This is a genomic window from Ferrovibrio sp. MS7 (assembly GCF_038404985.1).
Lineage (GTDB): Bacteria > Pseudomonadota > Alphaproteobacteria > Ferrovibrionales > Ferrovibrionaceae > Ferrovibrio > Ferrovibrio plantarum.
This window is the reverse complement of sequence record NZ_JBBKBA010000003.1, coordinates 169,088-191,981: the sequence shown is the minus strand read 5'-3', so window position 1 is coordinate 191,981 and position 22,894 is coordinate 169,088. Positions and strand designations below refer to the sequence as shown.

The window sequence follows — 22,894 nt, the reverse complement described above, 5'->3', positions numbered from 1 at the left end:
ATGGCACAGCCGTTGCCCGATATGCTGGGCCGGCCAGGGCGCTGGGCGCTGGGCGGCGTACCGGAAGGCCAGGATGCTCGCCTGCTGGCGGCACTGGCGGCCAAGCAGCGCCGTGGCTTGATCATGATCTGCCGCGACGATGCGCGCATGGCGGCGCTGGAACAGGCTTTGCGCTTCTTTGCCCCAGACCTGCCACTGATCGGCCTGCCGGCCTGGGATTGCCAGCCTTATGACCGCGTGTCGCCGAATGCCGAGATCGCGGCGCGGCGCATGGATGCCCTGAGCAAACTGGCGGGTTCCCGGCCTGAAGGCGGCTGGCTGCTGCTCACCACGCTGAACGCGGCATTGCAGCGGCTGCCGCAGGCGGCCTATCTCGATGCCAGCGCGCTGAGTGCGGCCAAAGGCGGCAAGCTGCCGCCGGAAAGCCTGGTCGCCTATCTCAACCGCAATGGCTATACCCGCACCTCCACGGTGATGGAACCCGGCGAATATGCTGTGCGCGGTGGTCTGGTGGACCTGTTCCCGCCCGGCGCCGAGGCGCCGCTGCGGCTGGATTTCTTCGGCGACGTGGTGGAGAGCATTCGTCGCTTCGATCCCGCCAGCCAGCGCACCATCGGTGATGCCGATGGCATGACATTGGCGCCGATGAGTGAAGTGCCGCTGGATGCAGACTCAATAGCCCGATTCCGTGGCCGCTATCGGGAATTGTTCGGCACCGTGACCGACGATGACCCGCTTTACCTGGCGGTGTCGGAAGGCCGCCGCCATATCGGCATGGAGCATTGGCTGCCGCTGTTCTTCGAGCAGCTTTCGACGCTGTTCGACTATATGCCGGATGCGCCGGTGCTGCTGGATGCGCTGCTCGACGAAGCCGCCGACGAACGCTTCCGCACCATCGCCGATCACTATGATGCCCGCCGCGCGGCGATGAAATCCGGCCTGGCGGAAGCCGGCTCGCCCTACAAGCCGTTGCCGCCGGACCGGCTCTATTTCACTGCCGGTGAATGGAGCCAGGTATTGGCGAAGCATCCGGTGGGTGCGTTCAATCCATTCGAGACTGTGGCGGGGCAGGGCGTGGTCACGCTCGATCTCGGCGCCCGGCCGGGCCGCGATTTCGCGCCCGAGCGCGGCCAAGCGCAGCAGGCCGCCGAAAAGAAGCAGGTCGGCGTCAGTGTCTACGAAGCCCTGGGTGGCCATCTGGCAAAGCAGATCACCGCCGGCAAGCGCTTGCTGTTCGCCGCCTACAGCACCGGCGCACGCGACCGCCTGGCACTGGTGCTGAAGGATCACGGCATCGAGCCGATTGAGTCGGTGGAACTCGCCGCCGATCTCGAAAACCTGCCGCGCAGCACGGCGGGCATTGCCGTGCTGCCGCTGGAGCATGGTTTCGAAGCCGCCGATCTCTGCGTTATCGCCGAGCAGGATATTCTTGGCGACCGCCTGGTGCGGGCCAAGCGGCGCCAGCGCCGCGCCGAGAATTTCCTCACCGAAGCGGCGGGCCTGAGCCCCGGCGATCTGGTGGTGCATGTCGATCATGGCATCGGCAGCTATCAGGGTCTGGTAACGCTTGATATCGGCGGCGCGCCGCATGACTGCCTGCTGCTGCATTACGAAGGCGGCGACCGGCTCTACCTGCCGGTGGAAAATATCGAGATGCTGTCGCGCTACGGCTCCGGCGATGCCGGCGTAGCCCTCGACAAGCTTGGTGGCGTCGCCTGGCAGAACCGCAAGGCGCGGATGAAGAAGCGCCTCAAGGACATGGCCGAGGCGCTGATGAAAGTGGCCGCCCAGCGGGCGCTCCGTACCGCCGAGCGTATCGCGCCACCGGAGGGTCTGTACGAGGAATTCTGCGCCCGTTTCCCGTTCGAGGAAACCGAGGACCAGGCCCGTGCCATCAACGACACGCTGGATGATCTCGGCGCCGGCCGGCCGATGGACCGCCTGGTCTGCGGCGATGTCGGCTTCGGCAAAACAGAAGTGGCGATCCGCGCCGCATTCGCCGCCGCCATGGCCGGGCAGCAGGTGGCCCTGGTCTGCCCGACAACCTTGCTCTGCCGCCAGCATTACCGCACCTTCGTTCAGCGGTTCCGTGGCATGCCGGTGCGCATCGAGCAGCTCTCACGGCTGGTCAACCCCAAGGCCGCCAAGGAAGCCAAGAAGGGCCTGGAAGACGGCACTGTCGATATCGTGGTCGGCACCCATGCGCTGCTGTCCAAGAGCATCGAGTTCAAGCGGCTCGGCCTGCTGATCATCGACGAGGAGCAGCATTTCGGCGTCAAGCACAAGGAACGGCTGAAGCAGATCCGTTCCGAAGTGCATGTGCTGACCATGAGCGCGACACCGATTCCGCGCACGCTGCAGCTTGCCCTCTCGGGCGTGCGTGAACTCAGCCTGATCGCCACGCCGCCGGTGGACCGCCTGGCGGTACGCACCTATGTGGCGCCGTTCGATCCAGTGGTGATCCGCGAAGCCCTGCTGCGCGAGCATTTCCGTGGCGGCCAGAGCTTCTTCGTCTGCCCGCGCATCGACGACCTGGAATTCGGCATGAACTTCATCCGCCAGCATGTGCCGGAACTGAAGCCGGTGATGGCCCATGGCCAGATGCCGCCGACCGAACTGGAAGACGTGATGAACGCCTTCTACGATGGCCGCTACAATGTGCTGGTCGCCACCAATATCGTGGAGAGCGGCTTGGATATCCCGACCGCCAATACCCTGGTGGTGCACCGCGCCGACCTGTTCGGCTTGGCGCAGATGTATCAGCTTCGTGGCCGCGTCGGCCGTTCAAAGCTGCGCGCCTATGCCTATTTCACCTACCAGCCCGGCCGCATGCTGAATGCCAATGCCGACCAGCGTCTGCGTGTGCTGCAAAGCCTGGATGGCCTGGGCGCCGGCTTCACGCTGGCAAGCCATGATCTCGATCTGCGCGGCGCCGGCAATCTGCTGGGCGAGGAGCAGTCCGGTCATATCCGAGAGGTAGGGTTCGAGCTGTATCAGGAAATGCTGCAGCAGGCGATCCAGGATGCCCGCGCCGAGGCCCGGGGCCAGAAGGCGGCGGACGAGAAATGGGCGCCGCAGATCCAGATCGGTACCGCCGTGCTGATCCCGGAAGCCTATGTGCCTGATTTGAATCTGCGCTTGCAGCTCTATCGCCGCGTCGCCGACCTGGAGGGCCGCGAGGAGATCGATGCTTTCGCCGCGGAACTGATCGACCGTTTCGGCCCATTGCCCGTGGAAGTACAGCACCTTCTCGATATCGTCGCGATCAAGAAGCATTGCCGCGATGCCGGCATTGCCAAGATCGAGGCCGGGCCGAAGGGCATGACATTGTCTTTCCGCGACAACGTGTTCGCCGATCCGCCGGGCTTGGTGCTGTTCATCCAGGCGCAGCGCGGCAATGCGAAGCTCAGGCCGGACCACAAGCTGGTGCTGTTGCAGAACTGGCCGGAACCTGAGCAGCGCCTGGCCGGCGTGCTGTCGATCTCCAAGGGGCTGGCTGATATTGCCGCCGAGGCCACCCGCCGGGCGGCAAAGAAAAACTGATCAGCTATTGGCGCGCCAGCGCGGCGCATTTTCCGGGATGATCTGGCCGCATAAAGCCTGGATCACCTTGCCCTCGCCATCGACAATCGGCATCAGGATCGCCTCATGCGCCAGCCGGATATCGCGGAAGGCGATTGGGTAATACAGCCGCATCGGCTTGCGTTCGTCGCGCACGCGGCTCAGCGCCTGGAAGATAACGGCCCGGCGCATCGGATCGGGATGCGCGTCCAGCGGCTTGCCGGTCAGCTCGAAGCCGATGCGGTCGACAATTTCCTGGCCCAGCAGGCGGTAGGAGAAATACGGCGGTCCGGGCAGGATGTCGAAGATCGTCACCATGCCGATCAGGAAGCGCAGCTTCAGCGGATCGACCAACTCGCGGCCGGGCAGGCGGTCGCCGTCACAGGCGTCTTTCCAAAGTTGCCACAACTGGCGCAGACGCTCGTGGTCGATCACGCCACTGTCGCAGATCGGCGTGATCAGTTGCGGCGTTGTGTCCGGTTCAGGTTGCGTCATTCGCTACGGCGAGGGCCTTGTCGATCACGTCCAGCAGCACTTCCGGCGGCTGCGCGCCGGAAAGGCCGTAGCGGCGCTCGATGATGAAGAAGGGGACTCCGGTGATGCCGAGTTCGCGCGCCATGCGGTCCTCGGCCTCGATCACCTCGGCATCGATGCCCTGTTCCAGCTTGCCTAGCACGGCGGCATGGTCCATGCCGGCCTCGGCGGCGATTTCCGCCAGCACGGCGGCATCGCCGATATCGCGGCCTTGCAGAAAATAAGCCTGGAACAGCTTTTCCTTCACGTCGTACTGCACGCCGTCTTCCAGCGCCCAGCGCAGCAGGCTATGGGCGGCCAGTGTGTTGGGCGTGCGCTTGATACCGTCGAAATCGAAGGCGATGCCTTCCTTGGCACCTTCGCCGGCAACGCGGGCATAGATTTCCTTGGCCCGCGCCGGGCCGCCGAATTTGGCTTCCAGGTAGGATTTGCGGTCGGCGCCTTCGCGCGGCATGTCCGGATTGAGCTGGAACGGCCGCCAGCCGATCTCGAACTCAATATCCGGGCGCAGCGCCATAGCCTTTTCCAGGCGGCGCTTGCCGATGAAACACCAGGGGCAGATGACGTCGGAGACGATTTCGATGCGCATGACAACCAGCTTAGCAGAGGGCGGCGTTTTCGGCCAGACGAGGCTTGACCGGACGAGGCGGAACCGGGACCATCCCGGCGGACCATTATCAGGAAACAGTGTTGGGAGAGAGCGTTATGGGTGAGTTGCAGGGTAAGGTGGCGCTGATCACCGGTGCGTCAAGCGGGCTTGGCGAGCGATTCGCGGAAATTCTGAGCGCCGAGGGCGCCGCCGTGGCGCTGGCCGCCCGGCGCACGGACCGCCTGGCCGCCCTCGCCGAGCGGGTGACCAAGGCCGGCGGTACCGCCGTGACCGTGAAGATGGACGTGACCGATATCCCGGGCATCCAGGCCGCTGTCGCGGAGGTAGAGCAGAAGCTCGGCAAGATCGACATCCTGCTGAACAATTCCGGCGTTTCGGCCCAGGGCAAACTGCTCGATGTGACACCGGAGGATTATGACTTCACCATGAATACCAACACCAAGGGCGCCTTCTTCGTCGCTCAGGCGGTGGCGCGCGGCATGGTTGCGCGCAAGATCGAGGGCCGCATCATCAATATCGCGTCCCTGGCCGGCCTGCGCGTGCTGAGTCAGCTCAGCGTCTACTGCATGTCGAAAGCGGCGGTGGTGCACATGACCCGCGCCATGGCGATGGAATGGGCGCGCTATGGCATCAACACCAATGCCATCTGCCCCGGCTATATCGAAACCGAGATCAACCGCGACCATTGGCAGACCGAGGGCGGCAAGAAGCTGATGCAGATGCTGCCGCGCCGCCGCGTCGGCGATGTCAGCGACCTGGATGGCCTGATCAAGATGCTGGCCTCGCCGGCCTCGCGCTTCATCAATGGCGCCATCATCACCGCCGACGACGGCATGTCGGCTTTCTGACCGGAGAGGGGTGCATTGGGCAGCACAGCAGCGATAGCGGAGAAGCCCCGTATCCTGGTGCTGTTCGCGCACCCCTATCACCGTGCCTCGCGCGTCAACCGCGCCATGGCTGCGGCGGCCCGGCAATTGCCGCAGGTGACACTGCATGACCTCTACGAGACCTATCCAGATTTCCATATCGACGTGAAGCGCGAGCAGGCTTTGCTCGAGGCGCATGACGTGATCGTCATGCAGCATCCATTCTACTGGTATAGCTGTCCGGCACTCCTCAAGGAATGGATGGACTCCGTGCTCGAATATGGCTGGGCCTATGGCAATGGCGGTAACGCCCTGCACGGCAAGGACCTGGTGCAGGCGATTTCCACCGGCGGCCCGGATTTCGCCTATCGCAGCGACGGCTATAACCGCGTCACCATGCATGAGCTGCTGCTGCCCTTCGAGCGCAGCGCCGTGCTTTGCGGCATGAATTACCGCGAACCCTTCCTGCTGCAGGGCGTGCGCTCCAAGAGCGATCAGGAAGTCGCCGAGCATGCCGCGGCCTACGCACGCTGGCTCGACACTTTTCCGCACCCGCGCGATTGTGTCGGCTGTGACCAGCCGGACGTGCCTGAAACGGACCGCTGAAACATGGACGAGCATAGCCTGCTATTCTCCGCCCTGGTCTACCTCGCCGCTTCGGTGATTGCCGTGCCGCTGGCCAAGCGCCTCGGCATGGGCTCGGTGATCGGTTATCTCGTCGCCGGCGTGGTGATCGGCCCCTGGGGCCTCAAGCTGATCACCGATGTGGTCGAGATTCTGCATTTCTCCGAATTCGGCGTGGTGCTGCTGCTGTTCCTGATCGGCCTGGAATTGGAGCCGCGCCGACTGTGGCAGATGCGTGGGCCGATCTTCGGCCTTGGCACGGCGCAGCTTGCCGGCTGCGCCCTGGCGCTGGGATTGCTCGGCCTGGCCTTCCATTGGCCGTGGCAGACTCTGGTGGTTGCCGGCCTTGGCCTCGGCCTGTCCTCCACGGCAATAGGCCTGCAGCCATTGACCGAGCGCAACCTGCTCGGCACACCGGGCGGGCGCGCAACTTTCTCGATCCTGCTGTTCCAGGATATCGCGGTGATCCCGGCGCTGGCGGTGCTGCCGCTGCTGGCCATCGCTCCCGTGGCGGCTAATACCACTGGCCCCCAGGGCTTGCAGGCGGCGGGCCTGGCTATCGCAGTGATCATCGCCGTGATCCTTGGCGGCCGCTATCTGACGCGGCCCTTGTTCCGCATCATCGCCAGCACCGGCCTGCGCGAGATATTTACCGCTGCTGCGCTGCTGATCGTGATCGGCATCTCGGCCTTGATGCAGTTCGCCGGGCTTTCCATGGCGCTCGGCGCCTTCATCGGCGGTGTGCTGCTGGCGGAAAGCGAATACCGCCATGAACTGGAAAGCGATATCGAGCCGTTCAAGGGCCTGCTGATGGGCCTGTTCTTCACCTCGGTGGGCATGACCGTGGATTTCGGCCTGCTGCTGTCGCACCCTTGGGAAGTGCTGGCGGTGGTGGCCGGCCTGCTGCTGGCGAAATCCGCCGTCATCTTTGTGCTGGCCTTGCTGGCGAAAATCCCGCGCGGGCAGATCAGCCTGTTCACCTTCCTGCTGGCGCCGGGCGGCGAATTCGCCTTCGTGCTGTTCGGCGCGGCCGGTACTCTCGGTGTCATGAACGCCGATATCGCCGCCTTGCTCACCGTATCGGTGGCGCTGTCGATGCTGTTCGGCCCGCTGCTGCTGGTGCTGCATGACAAGGTGATCGAACCCCGGCTGGTGGTGGTGTCGAACCGGCCCGAGGATGTGGTGGAGGACGAAGGCAACCCGGTGATCGTCGCCGGCTTCGGCCGCGTCGGCCAGATTGCCGCGCGCCTGCTGTTCGCCAACCATATCAATGCCACGGTGCTGGACCACGATCCGGAAACCATCGACGCCCTGCGGCTGTTCGGCTTCAAGGTGTTTTATGGTGATGCGACGCGGCTCGATCTGCTGGAAGCCGCCGGTGCGGCCAAGGCCCGCGTGCTGATTGTTGCCATTGACGGTCAGGAAGACTCGTTGAAGCTTGTCGATCTGGCACAGCGGCATTTCCCGAACCTCACCATCATCGCCCGCGCCCGCGATGTCGTGCATGCAGTGGAGTTGATGAACCGCAAGGTGGCGGTGATCGAACGCGAGACTTTCCATTCGGCGCTGCGGCTCGGTGAGGAAACCCTGAAAGCTTTGGGCCATGGCGCTTATTCCGCCCGCAAGCGCGCTCTGATGTTCAAGGCGCATAACGAAGCCTTGCTGGCCAATATGCATGCCCATTGGGATGAAGGCCTGGAGAAGCGCATCACCTTGCAGCAGCAGGCCCGCGCCCGCCTGCGGCAGAATCTGGAAGCCGACGAGGTGGCTGTGCGCGAGAACCGCGAGCTGGGCTGGGATTAGGGCTTAAGTCTGCGCCAACCGTTTGCGCTGCACTTTGCCATTGGCGGTGCGCGGCAGGGTGTCGATGAAGCGCCATTCGCGCGGGCATTTATAGCCCGCCAGGCGGTCATGAGCGAAGGCGTCGAGGTCCTGAACATCCGGCCGGGCACCCTCGCGCGGCACGATGAAGGCGGCAATCACTGATACATCGGCGCGCACGCGCAATTCGGTGACGGCGATTTCCTGCACGGCGGGATGATCGGCCAAAGCGGCTTCCACTTCGGCCGGCGAGACGCGGTAGCCCATGGCATTCATCACGTCGTCGTTGCGGCCATGGTGCCAGAGATAGCCATCATCATCGAGCGCGGCGAGGTCGCCGCCGAGAAACCAGTCGCCACGATAGACCAAGGCTTCCTCCTCGGGCCGGTGCCAGTAGCCGAGCATCAGCGACGGCTCGGAACGATGCACCGCCAGCAGGCCGATCTCGCCAGTGGGCAAAGCCTCGGTGCTGTCGCTATCGACGGGAAGAATGGCAACACGGCGGCCCGGCTGCGGCTTGCCCGGGCTGCCGGGCTTTATCGCCATGCCGGGGCCGGTGGAGATGTAGGTGGAAATCTCGCTCATGCCGAGGGCTTCATAGAGCGGCTTCTGCATCACTTCCTGCCATTCGGCGAGCAGGGCGGGCTGCAAGGCCTCGCCGGCCGTGCAGCCATGGCGCAGGCTGGAAAGGTCGAACTGCTTCACATCGCCGTATTTCAGGATCTGGCGATAGAGCGTCGGCACGGCGGCGAAGATGGTGGCCCGGTGACGCTCTATCAGTTTTGGCCAGATGCTGACATCGCGCGGGCCGTTATAGAGCACCGTGGTGGCGCCCGCCGCCCAGGGATCGACCAGGCCGACGCCGAGCGTGTAGGTCCAGTTGAAGGCGCCGGCATGCAGCAGCACATCGCTTTCCTGCAGGCCGAGCCAGCCCTGATGCATCGGCCGGCGGCCCCAGGCGGCGCGCTGGGCATGCAGCACACCCTTGGGCTTGCCTGTGGTCCCGGAAGTATAGATCAGATAGGCGGGATCGTCGGCCGAGGTATCGGCATAGCCTTCCAGCGGCGGCGTTTGCTTCAGCCGTGCCAGGGTTGCCGGATCAAGCAGCAGCACGCCATCGGGCAGCTTCAGGTCGCGCGCCAGTTCGGCGGAGGCGGCGACAGCGGCGGCGCCGGAATTGCCGAGCAGGAATTCGGCCTCATGGGCAGTGAGCTGCGCGCTGGAGGGCAGGGCGACATGGCCGGCGGCGATGGTGGCGAAATAGGTCAGCGCGTAATCGGCATCGTTCGCCATGCGGATCATGATGCGCGAGCGTGGCGGCAGGTTCAGGCTGAGCAGCCCTGCCGCCAGGCGGCGCACGGCGAGATCCACCTCGGCGAAACTCATGCGGGTTTCGCTGGCCTCACCGACCAGGATCATGGCGGTCTTGTGCGGCCGCAGCCGGGCATTCGCTTCCAGGCAGTAGCGCGCGATGTTGAAACGGGCGGCGACAGGCTCGGTCATTGCTTCATCATACCCGGCTTGGCATCGGGCACCCGCAGATAAAAGGCCAGCGCCGCGGCGAGCAGCACCACTTGCAGGCCGAACACGATGCGGTAAGCCATCTCGGTCGGCTGCGTGCCGGCAGGCGTCAACCATGCCATCAGGTAGCCGGTGAGAATCTGCTGGAAGGCGGCGCCGCCCATGGTGCCGATATTCAGTGTGGTGATGCCGCGTCCGGCCAGTTCCGGCGGAAACACGCTGCGGGCATGGGCGAAGATCATCACCGTGGAGCCGTTCATCACCGCGATCAGTGTCAGGATGGCGCCGACGGTGAATACGCTCAGGCCCGGAATCAGGATGATGGCGGCGAGGCAGAGCACCTGTGTGCCGACGCCGACTGCCAGCAGCCATTTGCGTGTGTTGAACACGCGGTCGAGTGGTCCCCAGAGGAAATAGCCGATGGCCGCACCCACGGCCATGAAGATCAGCACCTTGCCGCGCGCCGTGGTGTCGAGTCCATGCACGTCATGCAGATAAGGCCCGCTCCACAGGCCGAGCAGGGTGATGAAGGTGGCATAGACGGTGAAAATGAAGACGAAGAGATAGGGGAAACTGGGATTGCGCACCACGTCGCCGATGCCGCGTATGGTCTCGGTCAGGCTTTCGCCCTGCACGGCCTTTGCCTTCGCCGGATCGGGATCATCGCGCAGCGCGAACCAGGAGAGCACGATCAGCAGCACAGTGAAACCGCCCGAAACATAGAAGGCGGCACGCCAGCCATAGGTTTGCGAAAACCAGGCCAGCGGCGCGGTGGAGGCGATGACCCCGAGATTGCCGACCGCGATCAGGATGCCGGAAATGGTGGCGAATTTCTCCGGCGCGAACCAGCGGCCGAACAGCACCAGCGGTCCCGTAAGCAAGGCGCTGCAGCCGAAGCCGAGCACGATGCGGGCCAGCGTCAATTCCAGCAGGCCATCGCCGGTGGCGAACCACAGCGCGCCGATGAAGGCGATGGCAAGCGTAACCAGGATGGTGAGGCGCGGGCCCCAGCGGTCGAGCGCGATACCGACCGCGAACTGGCTGACCGCGAAAGTGATGAAGAAGGCGCCGGTGAGGATGCCGAGGTCATCCGGCGTGAGATGCAGTTCCCGCATCAGATCCGGGCCGATCACGGCATTGGCCGAGCGGTAGAACTGGCTGATGATATAGCTCAGGCAGCAGCAGACCAGAATGCGGTACGCAATCGACACATCAGCCTCTTCGGTGCGGCCCCGCCGGGAGCCGCACCGCCAGGTTATTTAAAACGCAGACAGGGTTACAGGAAACGCCGGGTCAGTCGAGCTTCGCACCGGAGGTTTTCACCACTTCCGCCCAGCGCTTGATTTCCGAACTGACGAACGGCGCGAATTCCGCCGGGGTCATGGTCGGGGTATCCGAACCGTTCTTCGACCAGATGTCCTTGAGTTCGGCTGAGTCGAGCGCCTTGCGGGTCTCGGCATACATCTTCGACACGATATCCGCCGGCGTACCCTTCGGCGCCCACATGGCATACCAGGTGGAGACGACATAGCCATCCAGCCCGGCTTCCTTGGTGGTCGGCACATTCGGGAAGGCGCCGTTGCGCGTCGGCGAGGCCATGCCCAGCGGAATGATGCGGCCGCCAGTGATCTGGCCCGCCGAAGTGCCGAGGCCGTCGAAAATCATGTGCACTTCGCCCGCCAGCAGGCCCTGCATGGCCGGGCCGGCGCCGCGATACGGCACATGGGTGATTTCGGTCTTGGTGACGATCTTGAACAGTTCGCCGGCCAGGTGGTGCGTGGTGCCGTTGCCGGCCGAGCCGTAATCCATCTTGCCCGGATTGGCCTTGAGATACTTGATCAGATCGGCCAGCGTGCGGGCCTCAACCTTCTGCGGGTTGACCACGATCACCTGCGGCGGCTGCGCGATCACGGTGATCGGCACGAAATCCTTCTCAAGATCGTAATCGAGCTTCGGATACAGCGACGGCGCGATGGTGTGATGCGCCGCGCCGATGAAGAAGTTGTAGCCGTCAGCCGGGGCGCGGGCCGCCACGCTGGCACCGATGGTGCCGCCGGCACCGCCACGGTTATCGATTACAATCTGCTGGTTCAGCGCCTTGCCGATGACGGCAGCCAGCGGACGGGCAAAGGCATCGGTGCCGCCGCCGGCCGGGAAGGGCACGACCCAGGTGATCGGCCGGTTCGGCCAGGCTTGTGCCTGGGCAGCGCCGGAAGCGCCGAGGACCGCAAGAGCGGGCAGGGTGAAGGCAATAGCTGCGGCAAGGCTGCGCCGCGAGATGGCCCGAATCATAACGTTCCTCCAGATTTATGTTTTATGTGCAACTACTTTAGAGAATGCCCCGGGCCGGTCAAGACAAGCTTGCGGTAGCGGCCAGATAGCGCTGCGGCGGCACGCCCAGCGAGCGCCGGAACATCGCCGTGAAGGCCGAAGCGCTGTCATAGCCGAGCCGGGCTGCCACCCGCGCTACCGGCTCACCACCGGCCAGCCGCGCCACTGCATCGGCCAGCCGGGCGCGCTCGCGCCAGCGGCGGAAGCTCAAACCTGTTTCCTGCTGGAACAGGCGGGCGAGCGTGCGCGGGCTGGCGCCACTTTTCGCCGCCCAATCCTCCAGCGACAGCCGGCTGCCAGGCTGCTCCAGCAAGGCCTCGCAGAGCCGTTGCAGCCGCGCATCCCGGGGCATCGGCAGGCCCAGCGGCACGGCGGGCAGGCGGCGCAGTTCATCCAGGATCAACTGCATGATCAGGCCGGCGCGGCCCTCCGTGTCGTATTCCAGCGGTTCGGCCACCGCTTCCAGAATCAGTTCGCGTAGCAGCGGCGACACATCGACCACCCGGCATTCGGTGGGCAGGGCAGGGTCGGCATCGGGGGCGACGTAAAGCGTGCGCATCGCCACGGCAGAGGCCATCCGCACCTCATGGGGCATGCCGGCCGGCACCCACACGGCGCGCAGTGGCGGCACCACGAAGGCGCCTTCCGGGGTCATCACCCGCATCACGCCGCTCACCGCATAGAGCAACTGGGCGCGCGGATGGTCATGCGGCGCGATGTGGTAGCCGGCCGGGAAGGGCTTGGCCATCGCCGCCACCGGGCGGGGCACATGCTGGTAATCCTGCGGATTGGTGCTTTTGGCCGCCATTGGCAGAAACTCGATGATATTTGGCAGAACAGATTGAACCGGACAGGCTAGCCTGTCCAGGTCGGAATCGCGTCTCCCTGGAGTGCCAAACATGAACCTGTCCCGCCGCGTGGTGAATTTCGTCAATATCGGCCACGCCTTCGACCACATGCTGATGCTGATTTTTCCCACCGCCGTGCTGACCATGGATCAGGCTTTCGGCCTGCCTTACGGCGAATTGCTGGCACTCTCGATCGGCGGTTTCATCTCGTTCGGCCTGTTCTCCATCCCCGCCGGCTGGCTCGGCGACCGCTGGAGCCGGCACAAGATGATGACGATCTTCTTCTTCGGCATTGGCAGCGCCACCATGCTCACCGGCCTGGCCCAGGCGCCGTGGCAGATCGCCGTCGGCCTCACCGCCATGGGCCTTTTCGCGGCCATCTATCACCCGGTCGGCGGCGCGCTGCTGGTGGCCAATGTCGAGAAGATGGGCCGCGATCTCGGCATCAACGGCGTGTGGGGCAATATGGGCGTGGCGCTGGCGGCGTTGATCACCGGCGGCCTGGCGCAATGGCTCGGCTGGCGCGCGGCTTTCTTCGTGCCCGGCGCGGCGGCGCTGATCGCCGGCGTGTTCTGGCTGATCATGGTGCCGAACCGCCCGAGTGCTGGCAAGGCAGCGGCCAAGAAGGCCGTGGATGTGCCGCGCGACGTGGTGATCCGCGCCTTCGTGGTGCTGTCCTTGGTGACGATTGCCGGCGGCATCACCTTCAATGCCGGCACGGTGTCGCTGCCCAAGCTGTTCGAGGAACAGCTTCAGTTCGGTGCGCTCAGCACCTTCGGCATCGGCATCACCGCCGCCCTGGTCTACACCTTCGGCGCCATGGCGCAGCTCATCATTGGCAATATCATCGACAAGCTGCCGCTGCGCAAAGTGTTCGTGCCGGTGGCGGCTTTGCAGGCGCCGTGCTTCTTCCTTGCCGGCTGGGCGGTGGGCTGGCCGTTGCTCGGCTTCGCCGCTGGCATCATGTTTGCGCTATTCGGCCAAGTGACGATCAACGACGCCATGATCGCGCGCTACACCACGGATTCCTGGCGCGCCCGGGCTTTCTCGATCCGCTACGTGATGTCGTTCACCGCCAGCGCGCTCGCCGTGCCGCTGATCTCATTCCTGCATACCCGCACCGGCAATTTCGAAGCGGTGTATACCGTGCTGGCGGTGCTGGGCGTGTTCATCTTCCTCGGCTCGCTGGCTTTCCCGCACCGGCCCGAGGAGATCGCGCCCGCTGCCACGCAAGCGGCGGAGTAGGGCTTACTCCGCCGGGTGCGGCGCCGGATGGTGTCCGGCGTCGTGACCAGGGCCATGTTCGTCCGAAGGCTTCACAGCCATCTTGCTGCGGTCGCGGGCCAGGATGGTGTAGGCGGTGGGTACCACGAACAGCGTCAGCAGGGTGCCGAGCGACAGGCCGCCGACGATCACCAGGCCGATCTGGTTGCGGCTTTCCGCGCCGGCACCCATGGCCATGGCCAGCGGCAGAGCGCCCAGCACCATCGCCGCCGTGGTCATCAGGATCGGGCGCAGGCGCAACGCCGCCGCCTCGATCACGGCGTCTAACCGCGAGCGGCCCTGTTCCTGGAGCTGGTTGGCAAATTCCACGATCAGGATGCCGTTCTTGGTGATCAGGCCGACAAGAGTCACCAATCCCACCTGGCTGTAGATGTTCATGGTGCCGCCGCCATATTTCAGCGCCAGCAGCGCGCCGGTCATGGAAAGCGGCACGGTAAGCATGATGATGAACGGGTCGATGAAGCTTTCGAACTGCGCCGCCAGCACCAGGTAGATGAAGGCCAGCGCCAGGATGAAGGTGAAGTAGATATCGCCCGAGGCTTGCTTGAATTCGCGCGATTGGCCGTTGTAGTCGATCTGCACGCCGCGCGGCAGCACGGCACGCACGGCCTCCTCGAGCTGCGCCAGGGCTTCGCCTTCGGAATAGCCCGGCGCCACGTTGGCGGTAATATCGGCGGCACGAAGCTGGCTCATGCGGGTGAGCTCGCGGGCACTCAAGGATTCCCGCACGGTGACCAGATTGGAAAGCTGGATCATCTGGCCAGACGAGCCGCGTACATAGATCTTGGAGAGGTCGTCCGGGTTGGCGCGGTCGACATCCGCCACCTGCACGATCACGTCATACTGCTTGCCGTTCTGCTTGAACCGCGTCACCTGGCGGCCACCCAGCATGGTTTCCAGCGTGCGACCGATGGTATCGACCTCGACGCCCATATCCGCCGCCTTGTCGCGGTTCACCGAAACCTTGACCTCCGGCTTGTTCAGCTTCAGGCGGGTATCGACATTGGCCAAAGCCGGATATTTTTCGGCCTCCACCAGCACCATCGCGACCATGCGATTCAGTTCGTCGTAATCGACATTGGCCTGCAGCACGATCCACACTGCCGGCGAACGGAGATTCTGGCCCAGCGAACGCGGGTTGTCGGCGAAGCCCTGCACGCCGGCCAATTCACGCATCTTCGGGTTCAACTGCGTGACGATTTCCTGCTGCTTGCGCTTGCGCTGGTCCCAATGAGCAAGGCGGGTGAAGGAAACGCCCTGCGACACGATGGGATTGCCCGAGACGACGAAGCGCGCCTCGGCTTCCGGCACGCCTTCCATGATCTTCTCGACCTGGCGGGCATACTTTTCCATGTAATTGATCGTGGCGCCTTCAGGGCCGTTGAACGAACCCACAATGGTGCCGCGATCCTCCACCGGCGAGAGTTCCGGCTTCAACTGCTTGAACACGAAATAGCTGCTGCCGGCGAAGCCGATGCCGATCAGGATCACCAGCCAGCGGACCTTGAGCGTGCTGCCGAGCAGGCGGCGATAGCCGTTGGTGATGCCATTCAGCACATTCTCGACGACATTGTAGAAAAAGCTGTGGTTGGTTTCGTGCTTCAGCAGACGGCCGCACATCATCGGGCTGAGCGTCAATGCGACGAAGCCGGAGACCAGCACGGCGCCGGCCAGGGCCCAGGCGAATTCGGTGAACAGACGGCCCGTGGTGCCGCTCATGAAGCCGATGGGGGCATACACGGCAGCCAGGGTCAGCGTCATTGCCACCACGGCGAAACCGATTTCCTTGGCGCCCTTGAAAGCGGCATCCAGCGGCGCCATGCCTTCCTCGATATGGCGATAGATGTTTTCCAGCACCACGATGGCATCGTCCACCACCAGGCCGATGGCCAGCACCATAGCAAGCAAGGTGAGGGTGTTGATGGTGAAGCCGAGCGCCAGCATGATGGCGAAGGCGCCCATCAGCGAGGCGGGGATGGTGACCACCGGAATCAGCGTGGCGCGGATGTTGCGCAGGAACAGGAACACCACCGCCACCACCAGCAACACAGCTTCGCCGATGGTGCGGTAGACCGACTTGATCGAGGCTTCGATGAATACCGAGGTATCGTAGGCGACCTCGGCACGCATGCCGTCGGGCAGGTTCTCCAGGATATCGGGCAGGGCCTCGCGCACGCCACGCGAGATATCCAGCGGGTTGGCCACCGCCTGCTTAACGATACCGAGCGACACGGCGGGCTTGCCGTTGAAGCGGACACTGACGCGCTCGTCCAGCGGCCCGACCTCGGCGCGGCCGACATCGCGCACACGCACCGGATAGCCGTTGACCTCGCGGACAATGATGGCGCCGAACTGTTCCGCCGTGCGCAGGTCGGTTTCCGACAGCACGGTGAATTCCATATTCTGGCTCTCGATGCGGCCGGCTGGCACTTCCACATTCTGCCGGCGCAGCGCGCCTTCCACATCCTGCGGCGTCATGTTGTAGGCGGCGAGGCGGGCGGCATCGAGCCATAGCCGCATGGCATAGCGGCGCTCGCCGAAGATGCGGGCTTCCGCCACGCCGGCGATGGATTGCAGCCGGTCCTTCACATAGCGGTCGGCGTAATCGGTTAGTTCCAGCGAGGTATGGCGCTCGGACGAGAAGGCGATGAACAGCACCGGCTGGGCATCGGCTTCCACCTTGGAAACGATGGGCTCGTCGATTTCCGGCGGCAGCTTGCCGCGCACGCGGCTGACGCGGTCGCGGACGTCATTGGCGGTGGATTCCGCGTCGCGGGACAGCTTGAAGCGCACCACTACCAGGCTGCGTTCCTGGCGCGTGATTGAGCGCAGGAAGTCGATGCCTTCGATGCCGGCGATGGATTCCTCCAGCACGCGCGTCACCTGGCTCTCGATCACCTCGGCGCTGGCGCCGCGATAGACGGTTTCCACCAGCACCACCGGCGGATCGATATTGGGATATTCGCGCACAGTGAGGCGGGTGAACGACACCAGGCCGATCAGCACCACCACCAGGCTCAGCACGGTGGCGAAAACCGGGCGGCGGATGCAAAGGTCGGAGATACCCATGCTCAGCTACCCTTGATCTCGGTGGCGCGGACATACTGGCCGTCGCGCAGCTTCACCGCGCCCTCGACCACGATAGGTTCACCGGCCTTGAGGCCTTCCATGATTTCGACTTCGCCATCGCGGCGCAGGCCCGGCTTCACCTTGGTCTGCACCGCCCTGCCATCCACCACGCGCAGCACGTAGATATCGCGGCCCGCCGGCACCAGCGCGGTTTCCGGTACCAGCACGGCGTTGGCGCGGTCTTCCACTACAAGGGTGACCCGGGCGAACATGCCGGGGCGCAGCTTCTTTTCCGGGTTGGGCAGGCGGGCGCGCAGGATCGCGGCGCGGCCATTCGGGTCAATTGCCGGATCGATAGCGAACACGGTGCCATCGAAGGTCGGGCCGGGCATGGCATCCAGTCGCACGCGCACATTCTGGTTCACGGCAATGAGATGCGCGTTGATTTCCGGGATGCGGAAATCGACCTTCAACTGCTCGATGCTTTCGATATTGACCATCGCCTGGCCGGGATTGACGTAATCGCCGACGCTGACCTGGCGCAGGCCGACCACGCCATCGAACGGCGCCAGCAATGTGCTCTTGTCCAGCGTTGCTTGAGCGAGTGCCAGGGCGGCTTCGTCGGTCTGCAGCTTGGCGGTTGCTTCATCGCGGGCGCGCTGGGTGCCGGCGCCCTTGCCGTAGAGTTCTTCGGCGCGGCCGTAATTGGCGCGGCTCAAGGCGATATTGGCGCGGGCCTGGGCGACTTGCGCCCGCGCGATGCTGGCATCCAGCCGCACCAGCGGCATGCCGCGCTTCACCGGCTGGCCTTCCTCGAACAGGATTTCGGTGATGCGGCCGGCGATCTCGGGCCGCAGGATCACTGATTCATTGGAGCGCAGGCTGCCCACGGCTTCGATCTGCTGGCGGGCATTGCCGATGCGCGGGATCCGCACATCCACGGGGATCGGATTGCGCGCTGTACCCTGCTGCCCGGCACCGCCTTGCGGGGCCTGTGGCGCGGCAGCGGAAGCGCCCGGCGTCGCCTGGGCGACCATCTCGCGCAGCTGCGGGCCATAGAACATCCATCCGGCGCCACCGGCTACCAAAAGCGCCAGTACGCCCAAGCCAAAAACCTTTTTCATCGACGACCTGTTCCCCTAGCGCCAGCCGGTGGGGAGACAACGGCAGCGCGAAATTCTATGCAACCTTGATTACTATACTGTATGGTTCAGAAATTGGTAGTTCAAAAGGCGTGGAATGGCCGGGAAACGAGTGCAAGACTCCGTGAACGGACAGCGGCGGCGCGGCAGGCCCGCAGATGCCGGCAAGCATGCCGAAATCCTTGATGTCGCGACGCAGGTTTTCCTTGAGCGCGGCTATAACGCCACCAGCATGGATCTCATCGCGCGCCGCGCCCGCGTGTCTAAAATAACCATATACGCGCATTTCTCGAGCAAGGAGACTTTGTTCGCGTCGATCATCGATGCGTTGGCTGGCAAGCTGACTCAGGGTATCCAGCGGCTGGTTTGTGACGGCTTGCCGCCGGAGCAGGCGCTTCAGCAGGTTGGCCGCGCCTATCTCAAGCTGGCACTAGCGCCGGGTTCCCTGGCCTTGCACCGGCTGGTGGTGGCGGAATCGGCGCGCGTGCCGGGGCTGGGCAAGATCATCCACCGCAGCGGCCCGCATCCTATTGTCGCGACCCTGGCGAAATACCTGAAAGGCCGGCCGGAGCTGCGTATCAGCGAACCCGCCCTGGCGGCGGAACAGTTCCTCGGCATGGTGCTGGGGCATACCCAGCTTGGGCTTCTGCTCGGCGCAAGGCCGGCGGCGGCGACACGGGCGAATATAGACCGCATGGTCGATCACGCCGTCGGCGTGTTCCTCAGCGGCTGTCGCGTCTAAAGCTAGCTGCGGTTCTTGCCGATCGGGAAGGGCAGGTCAGGGTCATCCTCGCCGCCGCGCGCCACCACCTGCGGGCGGGCAGCGCCCATGGCCTGACTGAGCACCTGCGACGACACTTCCGCCGCGATGCGCGAGGCGATTTCGCCCGAGACCTGCGCGGCCACCTTGGCCGCCACCTGGGCGGCAATCTGGGCCGGCGAGGGGGCGCCATTGCCGGCGGGAGGCGTGGCGGTTGTCGCCAGTACCGGGAGGATCGGCGCAACCGGCGCGGCGTCGTTGTTGCCCGGGCGCTCTTCCAGGCGCCGGATGAATTCCTGGATGATGCGGCGGTACAATTCGTCCTTCAGCACCGCGTCTTCTTCGCCCTGGTTGATCGACGGGTTGTCATTCACTTCGATCACCACCACGCCCTTGGGCGTCTGCTTCAGGTCGACACCATAGAGGCCGTCGCCGATCAGGTTGGCGGCTTTCAGCGCCATCTGCACGATCTCGTCCGGCGCCTGCTCCACCGGCAGGGTGCGGAAACCGCCTTCGGTGAAGCGGCCACCTTCGCCATGCTTCACCACCTGCCAATGGCCGCGCGACATGAAATATTGGCAGGCATAGATCGGCTGGCCGCGCAGGATGCCGATGCGCCAGTCGAAATCGGTGTAGAGATATTCCTGCGCCAGGATCACATCCGACTCACGCAGCAGGCGCCCGGCGCCTTCCAGCAATTGCGTTCGGTTATCGGCCTTGATGATGCCGCGCGAGAAGCTGCCATCCGGAATCTTGAGGATGACGGGATAGGGGATTTCCTGCTCCACCGCCTCGATGCCGCTCTTGTCCAGCACCACGGTCTTGGGCGTCGGGATCTTGTTCGCTTTCAGCAGTTCGGCGAGATAGACCTTGTTGGTACAGCGCAGGATCGAGGTCGGGTCGTCGATCACCGCCATGCCTTCCTTCTCCGCGCGCTTGGCGAAGCGGTAGGTATGATGGTCGAGCGCCGTGGTTTCGCGGATGAACAGCGCGTCGTACTCCGCCAGTTCGGCGTAATCCTTCTTCTCGATCAGTTCGACTTCCACGCCCATCTGCTCGCCGATGCGCATGAATTTCTGCAACGTGCGGCGGTCGGAAGGCGGCAGCACTTCGGCCGGATTGTGCAGCACGGCCAGCGAATATTTCGCCACGCTCTTGGCCTTTGGCGCGCGCCAGCCAGCCCGCGTGTAGGCATCCAGCGCATGCTCGAAGAATTCCTGCTGTTCCGGCTTCAGGTCGGCCAGCGCCATCGGGCGGATCGAGGCGATATGCCAGCCATCTTCCGGCGAGATATTAAGCTTCAGCAGCGGGCAGCGGAATTCATCGAACACGCGCCGCGCCAGATCGGGGAAGCGCAGGTCATCGCTGCGGCCGAAGAAAATGTTGATCGAGAATGGCGCGGTGGGCACCATCACCAGCTTCTTGAGCTGCTGCACCAGCAGTTCATCGAGTTCCGGCAGCGCATGCGTGTAGATGCTGCGCTCGCGCAGTTCCAGGATGGTCTTGACGCTGGGGATTACCTTCTGGTTCCGCGCCTCGGCCAGCAGCGAGCAGTAATAGCCGTAGCCGAGATAGGAATAATCCTTCGACAGGTTGATGATCTTGGCGCGCTTGTCCTGCACCAGATCCGGCCGGGTGATGAATTCCCGGTTGTTGAGCACCAGGCATCCCGGATTGCGGTAATGGAACTGGGTTTTGCGCTCGACGATGATGACGTGCATTTGGGTCTCTAGCTGCGGGCTGCGAGGCGCTTGGTAAGACGCAGGGCATCGGCCCCGTCCTGGTAATAGCGCCTCAGGCGGCCGGTTTCTTCATAGCCGGATTCGCGATAGAGCGCGAGGGCGGCTTTGTTACGGTCTGCGACTTCCAGGCGCATCTCGTCGGCGCCTATTTTTCGGGCGGTTTGCTCAAGAGCGGTCAGCAGCCGCCGGGCCAGGCCTTGGCCGCGCCAGTCCGGATGCACGGCGATGGAATAAAGCCGCGCCGCTGCCGTGTCGGCCCTGGTGAAGATCAGCCCGGCGGCGGCGAGCCGGCCGCCCGTTTCCATCACCCGCAGATGGGCGCGCGGCGAGGCGAGCGCGCGGGCGTAGGAACGGCGGGAAAAGCGGTCGGTTGCGAAGCAGGTTTCTTCCAGCGCCACCAGGGCATCGAGATCGGCGGCCGTGGCGGGGCGCAGATGAGGCTTGCCCGCCGCCGCCGACTTGCCTAAGCCTGATACTGATTTTGCCGCCACTGGACCCGTCATGCCCTTGTCTATCGTTGATGATCCTAGCCGCGCTCTGTGGCGAAACAAGGGCAAGCTGACGCTGGCGTTTTTTCTGCTCGCGCTGCCGGCGCTGCCTGTCCGCGCAGCCGAACCGGCGAAACCGGCCCAGAACCAACCGGCCCAGAATGTAGATGAGCGGCCTTGCCGCTCGCGCGATGCCTATTGCCAGGGCTATGTTGCCGGCATCCTTGATTCGCTGCGGATCGCTGGCAATGTCTGCCTGCCGGATGCGGTGCCGGGCCCAAGAGTGGAGTTCATCGTGCGCGACTGGCTGGCGCTCAATCCTGCCCTGGTATCCCAGGCTGGCGCCGAACTGATCGCCAATGCCCTGCGAAAGTCGTTTCCATGCAAATAGTCCGTGGCCCAGGCGAGAACCGGGGCGATAACCGGGGGCAAGAGCCGGAGAAGGAGGTAGCAGAGGCCGCCGACATGCAGGCCTTCGCCTGGCTGCTGTATCATAACCGGCCCGAACTACCGGTGATCTTCAAATGGCTGGTCGGTATCAACGTGGTGGCCTTCGTCGCCCTGCTGCCGCTCGGCGGCGGGCTGATCGAGGCCAATTCATCAGTGCATCTGGCCTGGGGGGCCAATTTCGGCCCGGCCATCGCCGGCGGGCAATACTGGCGGCTGCTAACCGCTGCCTTCCTGCATTTCGGCCTGATCCATCTCGGCTTCAACATGATGGCGTTGTGGAGCCTGGGCGGCCTGGCGGAACGGCTCTATGGCCGCTGGCCGTTTCTGGTGATCTATCTCGGCGCGGCGGTGATCGGCAGCCTCGCCAGTGTCTATTTCAGCCCCGACCGCACGGTCAGCGCCGGGGCCTCGGGCGCCATCTTCGGCCTGGGTGGTGCGCTGGCCAGCTTCTGGCTGCGCAACGGCAAGGCGGTGCCCTTGAGCGTGCTGCGCGGGCAATGGGTGAACCTGGCGCTGTTCATCGGGTTCTCGGTCTATATGGGCATCACCGCCACCGGCATAGACAATGCCGCCCATGGCGGCGGCTTCGTCGGTGGCGCCCTGCTGGGCTATCTGCTTACCGCGCCGCTGCAGCGTCCGGGCATCGCCGGGCCGCGCCAGCTTGGTTTAGGGATCGCGGCTATTCTGCTGGCCCTCGCCGTGATCCTGCCGATCCTGCCAGAACCGGCCTACCGCTATCCAGCGGAACAGCCTATCGCCGATGCCATCGACTCAGCCTTCCGCGAGGATGCGCGGTTGGCGGATGTATCGAAAAAGCTGAACGAGGAACGCACCAAGCTGACGCCGCAGGCCTACCGCCAGCGCATCGAGAGCGAACTGCTGGAGCCCTGGCGTGAGGTGGCCCGCAGCCTCAATGGTTACGATCCACGCCCGGAAAGCCGGCTCGCCGAACGGCTGCTGGCGGCGCAGAATTATGCCGGCCTGCGGGTGAAGCTGTATGAGAGCTATGCCGCCGGCCTGCGCGGTGATCGCGCCCGGTTGCGGGAAGCGGAGGCGATTGCCGAGCAGTTGAAGCCGGCAATCGCCGCCATCAAGCGCAGCCTGGAGCCGCGCTAGACCGTTTCCTTTTCATATTGAACCAGCTGCGTTGCGTCTGGAGGCGGTAGCCCGCCAGGAGAAGCGCGCAGCAGGTACCTGGCGGTACCTGCAAGCGTTTCGACGACGCGGATACCGCCTCCAGGCG

The 22,894-nt window shown here is 64.5% G+C and carries 18 protein-coding genes; 8 read left to right on the top strand and 10 right to left on the bottom strand.

Annotation, left to right across the window (positions count from 1 at the left end; all coding sequences use genetic code 11):
• Positions 1 to 3,543: a transcription-repair coupling factor gene (gene mfd / locus V6B08_RS19195; RefSeq protein ID WP_341983941.1), complete on the top strand. Its 3,543-nt coding sequence runs from the start codon at positions 1 to 3 to the stop codon at positions 3,541 to 3,543.
• Here mfd and V6B08_RS19190 read toward each other — a convergent pair whose 3' ends face one another.
• Both V6B08_RS19190 and V6B08_RS19185 read right to left on the bottom strand, forming a co-directional pair.
• Complete coding sequence (locus tag V6B08_RS19190) at positions 3,544 to 4,056, bottom strand: PAS domain-containing protein (protein ID WP_341983939.1); 513 nt, start codon at positions 4,054 to 4,056, stop codon at positions 3,544 to 3,546.
• Positions 4,043 to 4,684, bottom strand: coding sequence for a DsbA family oxidoreductase (locus V6B08_RS19185; protein WP_341983936.1), 642 nt, complete (start codon positions 4,682 to 4,684; stop codon positions 4,043 to 4,045). Before V6B08_RS19185 ends, V6B08_RS19190 begins: the two co-directional genes overlap by 14 nt.
• A gap of 116 nt (positions 4,685 to 4,800) precedes the next feature.
• Between V6B08_RS19185 and V6B08_RS19180 the strand changes: the two genes are divergently transcribed.
• Genes V6B08_RS19180 through kefC form a run of 3 tightly spaced genes read left to right on the top strand, consistent with a single transcriptional unit; the run spans position 4,801 to position 7,998 of the window.
• The gene (locus V6B08_RS19180; RefSeq protein ID WP_341983934.1) at positions 4,801 to 5,553 is read left to right on the top strand and encodes an SDR family oxidoreductase; all 753 of its coding nucleotides are present in this window, start codon (positions 4,801 to 4,803) and stop codon (positions 5,551 to 5,553) included.
• Positions 5,554 to 5,568: 15 nt separating this feature from the next.
• Positions 5,569 to 6,177, top strand: a complete 609-nt coding sequence (gene kefF, locus V6B08_RS19175) for a glutathione-regulated potassium-efflux system oxidoreductase KefF (protein WP_341983932.1) — start codon at positions 5,569 to 5,571, stop codon at positions 6,175 to 6,177.
• A 3-nt stretch (positions 6,178 to 6,180) separates the two neighbouring features.
• On the top strand, positions 6,181 to 7,998 hold the full coding sequence (gene kefC / locus V6B08_RS19170; RefSeq protein WP_341983930.1) for a glutathione-regulated potassium-efflux system protein KefC: 1,818 nt from the start codon (positions 6,181 to 6,183) through the stop codon (positions 7,996 to 7,998).
• Between the two features lie 3 nt (positions 7,999 to 8,001).
• On the opposite strand, the gene V6B08_RS19165 is transcribed toward kefC, so the two are convergent.
• From V6B08_RS19165 to V6B08_RS19150, 4 genes are all read right to left on the bottom strand, one after another.
• Positions 8,002 to 9,519, bottom strand: a complete 1,518-nt coding sequence (locus tag V6B08_RS19165; RefSeq protein ID WP_341983928.1) for an acetate--CoA ligase — start codon at positions 9,517 to 9,519, stop codon at positions 8,002 to 8,004.
• Complete coding sequence (locus V6B08_RS19160; protein ID WP_341983926.1) at positions 9,516 to 10,748, bottom strand: MFS transporter; 1,233 nt, start codon at positions 10,746 to 10,748, stop codon at positions 9,516 to 9,518. Before V6B08_RS19160 ends, V6B08_RS19165 begins: the two co-directional genes overlap by 4 nt.
• 82 nt (positions 10,749 to 10,830) lie before the next feature.
• Complete coding sequence (locus V6B08_RS19155) at positions 10,831 to 11,829, bottom strand: Bug family tripartite tricarboxylate transporter substrate binding protein (protein WP_341983924.1); 999 nt, start codon at positions 11,827 to 11,829, stop codon at positions 10,831 to 10,833.
• A 58-nt stretch (positions 11,830 to 11,887) separates the two neighbouring features.
• Positions 11,888 to 12,676: an AraC family transcriptional regulator gene (locus V6B08_RS19150; protein ID WP_341983923.1), complete on the bottom strand. Its 789-nt coding sequence runs from the start codon at positions 12,674 to 12,676 to the stop codon at positions 11,888 to 11,890.
• 91 nt (positions 12,677 to 12,767) lie between these two features.
• Between V6B08_RS19150 and V6B08_RS19145 the strand changes: the two genes are divergently transcribed.
• Positions 12,768 to 13,961 (top strand): MFS transporter, encoded by a 1,194-nt coding sequence (locus V6B08_RS19145; protein ID WP_341983921.1) that lies wholly within the window; start codon positions 12,768 to 12,770, stop codon positions 13,959 to 13,961.
• A 3-nt stretch (positions 13,962 to 13,964) separates the two neighbouring features.
• On the opposite strand, the gene V6B08_RS19140 is transcribed toward V6B08_RS19145, so the two are convergent.
• Both V6B08_RS19140 and V6B08_RS19135 read right to left on the bottom strand, forming a co-directional pair.
• The gene (locus V6B08_RS19140) at positions 13,965 to 17,069 is read right to left on the bottom strand and encodes an efflux RND transporter permease subunit (RefSeq protein WP_341983919.1); all 3,105 of its coding nucleotides are present in this window, start codon (positions 17,067 to 17,069) and stop codon (positions 13,965 to 13,967) included.
• A gap of 2 nt (positions 17,070 to 17,071) precedes the next feature.
• The gene (locus V6B08_RS19135) at positions 17,072 to 18,193 is read right to left on the bottom strand and encodes an efflux RND transporter periplasmic adaptor subunit (protein WP_341983916.1); all 1,122 of its coding nucleotides are present in this window, start codon (positions 18,191 to 18,193) and stop codon (positions 17,072 to 17,074) included.
• A gap of 142 nt (positions 18,194 to 18,335) precedes the next feature.
• Here V6B08_RS19135 and V6B08_RS19130 point away from each other — a divergent pair, with 142 nt between their 5' ends.
• Positions 18,336 to 18,953 carry a TetR/AcrR family transcriptional regulator gene (locus V6B08_RS19130; RefSeq protein WP_341983914.1) on the top strand — a complete coding sequence of 206 codons (618 nt, stop codon included), beginning with the start codon at positions 18,336 to 18,338 and terminating at the stop codon, positions 18,951 to 18,953.
• Positions 18,954 to 18,955: 2 nt separating this feature from the next.
• Here the strand turns inward: V6B08_RS19130 and V6B08_RS19125 are convergent, their stop codons facing one another.
• Together V6B08_RS19125 and V6B08_RS19120 are read right to left on the bottom strand one after the other, a co-directional pair.
• On the bottom strand, positions 18,956 to 20,692 hold the full coding sequence (locus V6B08_RS19125) for a RimK family ATP-grasp domain-containing protein (RefSeq protein WP_341983912.1): 1,737 nt from the start codon (positions 20,690 to 20,692) through the stop codon (positions 18,956 to 18,958).
• Between the two features lie 8 nt (positions 20,693 to 20,700).
• On the bottom strand, positions 20,701 to 21,216 hold the full coding sequence (locus tag V6B08_RS19120) for a GNAT family N-acetyltransferase (RefSeq protein WP_341983910.1): 516 nt from the start codon (positions 21,214 to 21,216) through the stop codon (positions 20,701 to 20,703).
• Here V6B08_RS19120 and V6B08_RS19115 point away from each other — a divergent pair.
• Positions 21,215 to 21,592, top strand: coding sequence for a Rap1a/Tai family immunity protein (locus V6B08_RS19115; RefSeq protein WP_341983908.1), 378 nt, complete (start codon positions 21,215 to 21,217; stop codon positions 21,590 to 21,592). The two genes, V6B08_RS19120 and V6B08_RS19115, sit on opposite strands and share 2 nt — an antisense overlap.
• Complete coding sequence (locus V6B08_RS19110) at positions 21,583 to 22,767, top strand: rhomboid family intramembrane serine protease (protein WP_341983906.1); 1,185 nt, start codon at positions 21,583 to 21,585, stop codon at positions 22,765 to 22,767. Before V6B08_RS19115 ends, V6B08_RS19110 begins: the two co-directional genes overlap by 10 nt.
• The last annotated feature ends 127 nt before the right edge of the window (positions 22,768 to 22,894 follow it).

Excerpts from the sequence above, each read along its gene's own strand:
- V6B08_RS19125 (WP_341983912.1), bottom strand. The coding sequence starts at position 20,692 with ATGCACGTCATCATCGTCGAGCGCAAAACCCAGTTCCATTACCGCAAT.
- V6B08_RS19115 (WP_341983908.1), top strand. The coding sequence starts at position 21,215 with ATGCCCTTGTCTATCGTTGATGATCCTAGCCGCGCTCTGTGGCGAAAC.
- kefC (WP_341983930.1), top strand. The coding sequence starts at position 6,181 with ATGGACGAGCATAGCCTGCTATTCTCCGCCCTGGTCTACCTCGCCGCT.
- V6B08_RS19120 (WP_341983910.1), bottom strand. The coding sequence starts at position 21,216 with ATGACGGGTCCAGTGGCGGCAAAATCAGTATCAGGCTTAGGCAAGTCG.
- V6B08_RS19145 (WP_341983921.1), top strand. The coding sequence starts at position 12,768 with ATGAACCTGTCCCGCCGCGTGGTGAATTTCGTCAATATCGGCCACGCC.
- V6B08_RS19110 (WP_341983906.1), top strand. The coding sequence starts at position 21,583 with ATGCAAATAGTCCGTGGCCCAGGCGAGAACCGGGGCGATAACCGGGGG.
- V6B08_RS19165 (WP_341983928.1), bottom strand. The coding sequence starts at position 9,519 with ATGACCGAGCCTGTCGCCGCCCGTTTCAACATCGCGCGCTACTGCCTG.
- V6B08_RS19155 (WP_341983924.1), bottom strand. The coding sequence starts at position 11,829 with ATGATTCGGGCCATCTCGCGGCGCAGCCTTGCCGCAGCTATTGCCTTC.
- V6B08_RS19140 (WP_341983919.1), bottom strand. The coding sequence starts at position 17,069 with ATGGGTATCTCCGACCTTTGCATCCGCCGCCCGGTTTTCGCCACCGTG.
- V6B08_RS19185 (WP_341983936.1), bottom strand. The coding sequence starts at position 4,684 with ATGCGCATCGAAATCGTCTCCGACGTCATCTGCCCCTGGTGTTTCATC.
- V6B08_RS19135 (WP_341983916.1), bottom strand. The coding sequence starts at position 18,193 with ATGAAAAAGGTTTTTGGCTTGGGCGTACTGGCGCTTTTGGTAGCCGGT.
- V6B08_RS19180 (WP_341983934.1), top strand. The coding sequence starts at position 4,801 with ATGGGTGAGTTGCAGGGTAAGGTGGCGCTGATCACCGGTGCGTCAAGC.
- V6B08_RS19190 (WP_341983939.1), bottom strand. The coding sequence starts at position 4,056 with ATGACGCAACCTGAACCGGACACAACGCCGCAACTGATCACGCCGATC.
- V6B08_RS19150 (WP_341983923.1), bottom strand. The coding sequence starts at position 12,676 with ATGGCGGCCAAAAGCACCAATCCGCAGGATTACCAGCATGTGCCCCGC.
- mfd (WP_341983941.1), top strand. The coding sequence starts at position 1 with ATGGCACAGCCGTTGCCCGATATGCTGGGCCGGCCAGGGCGCTGGGCG.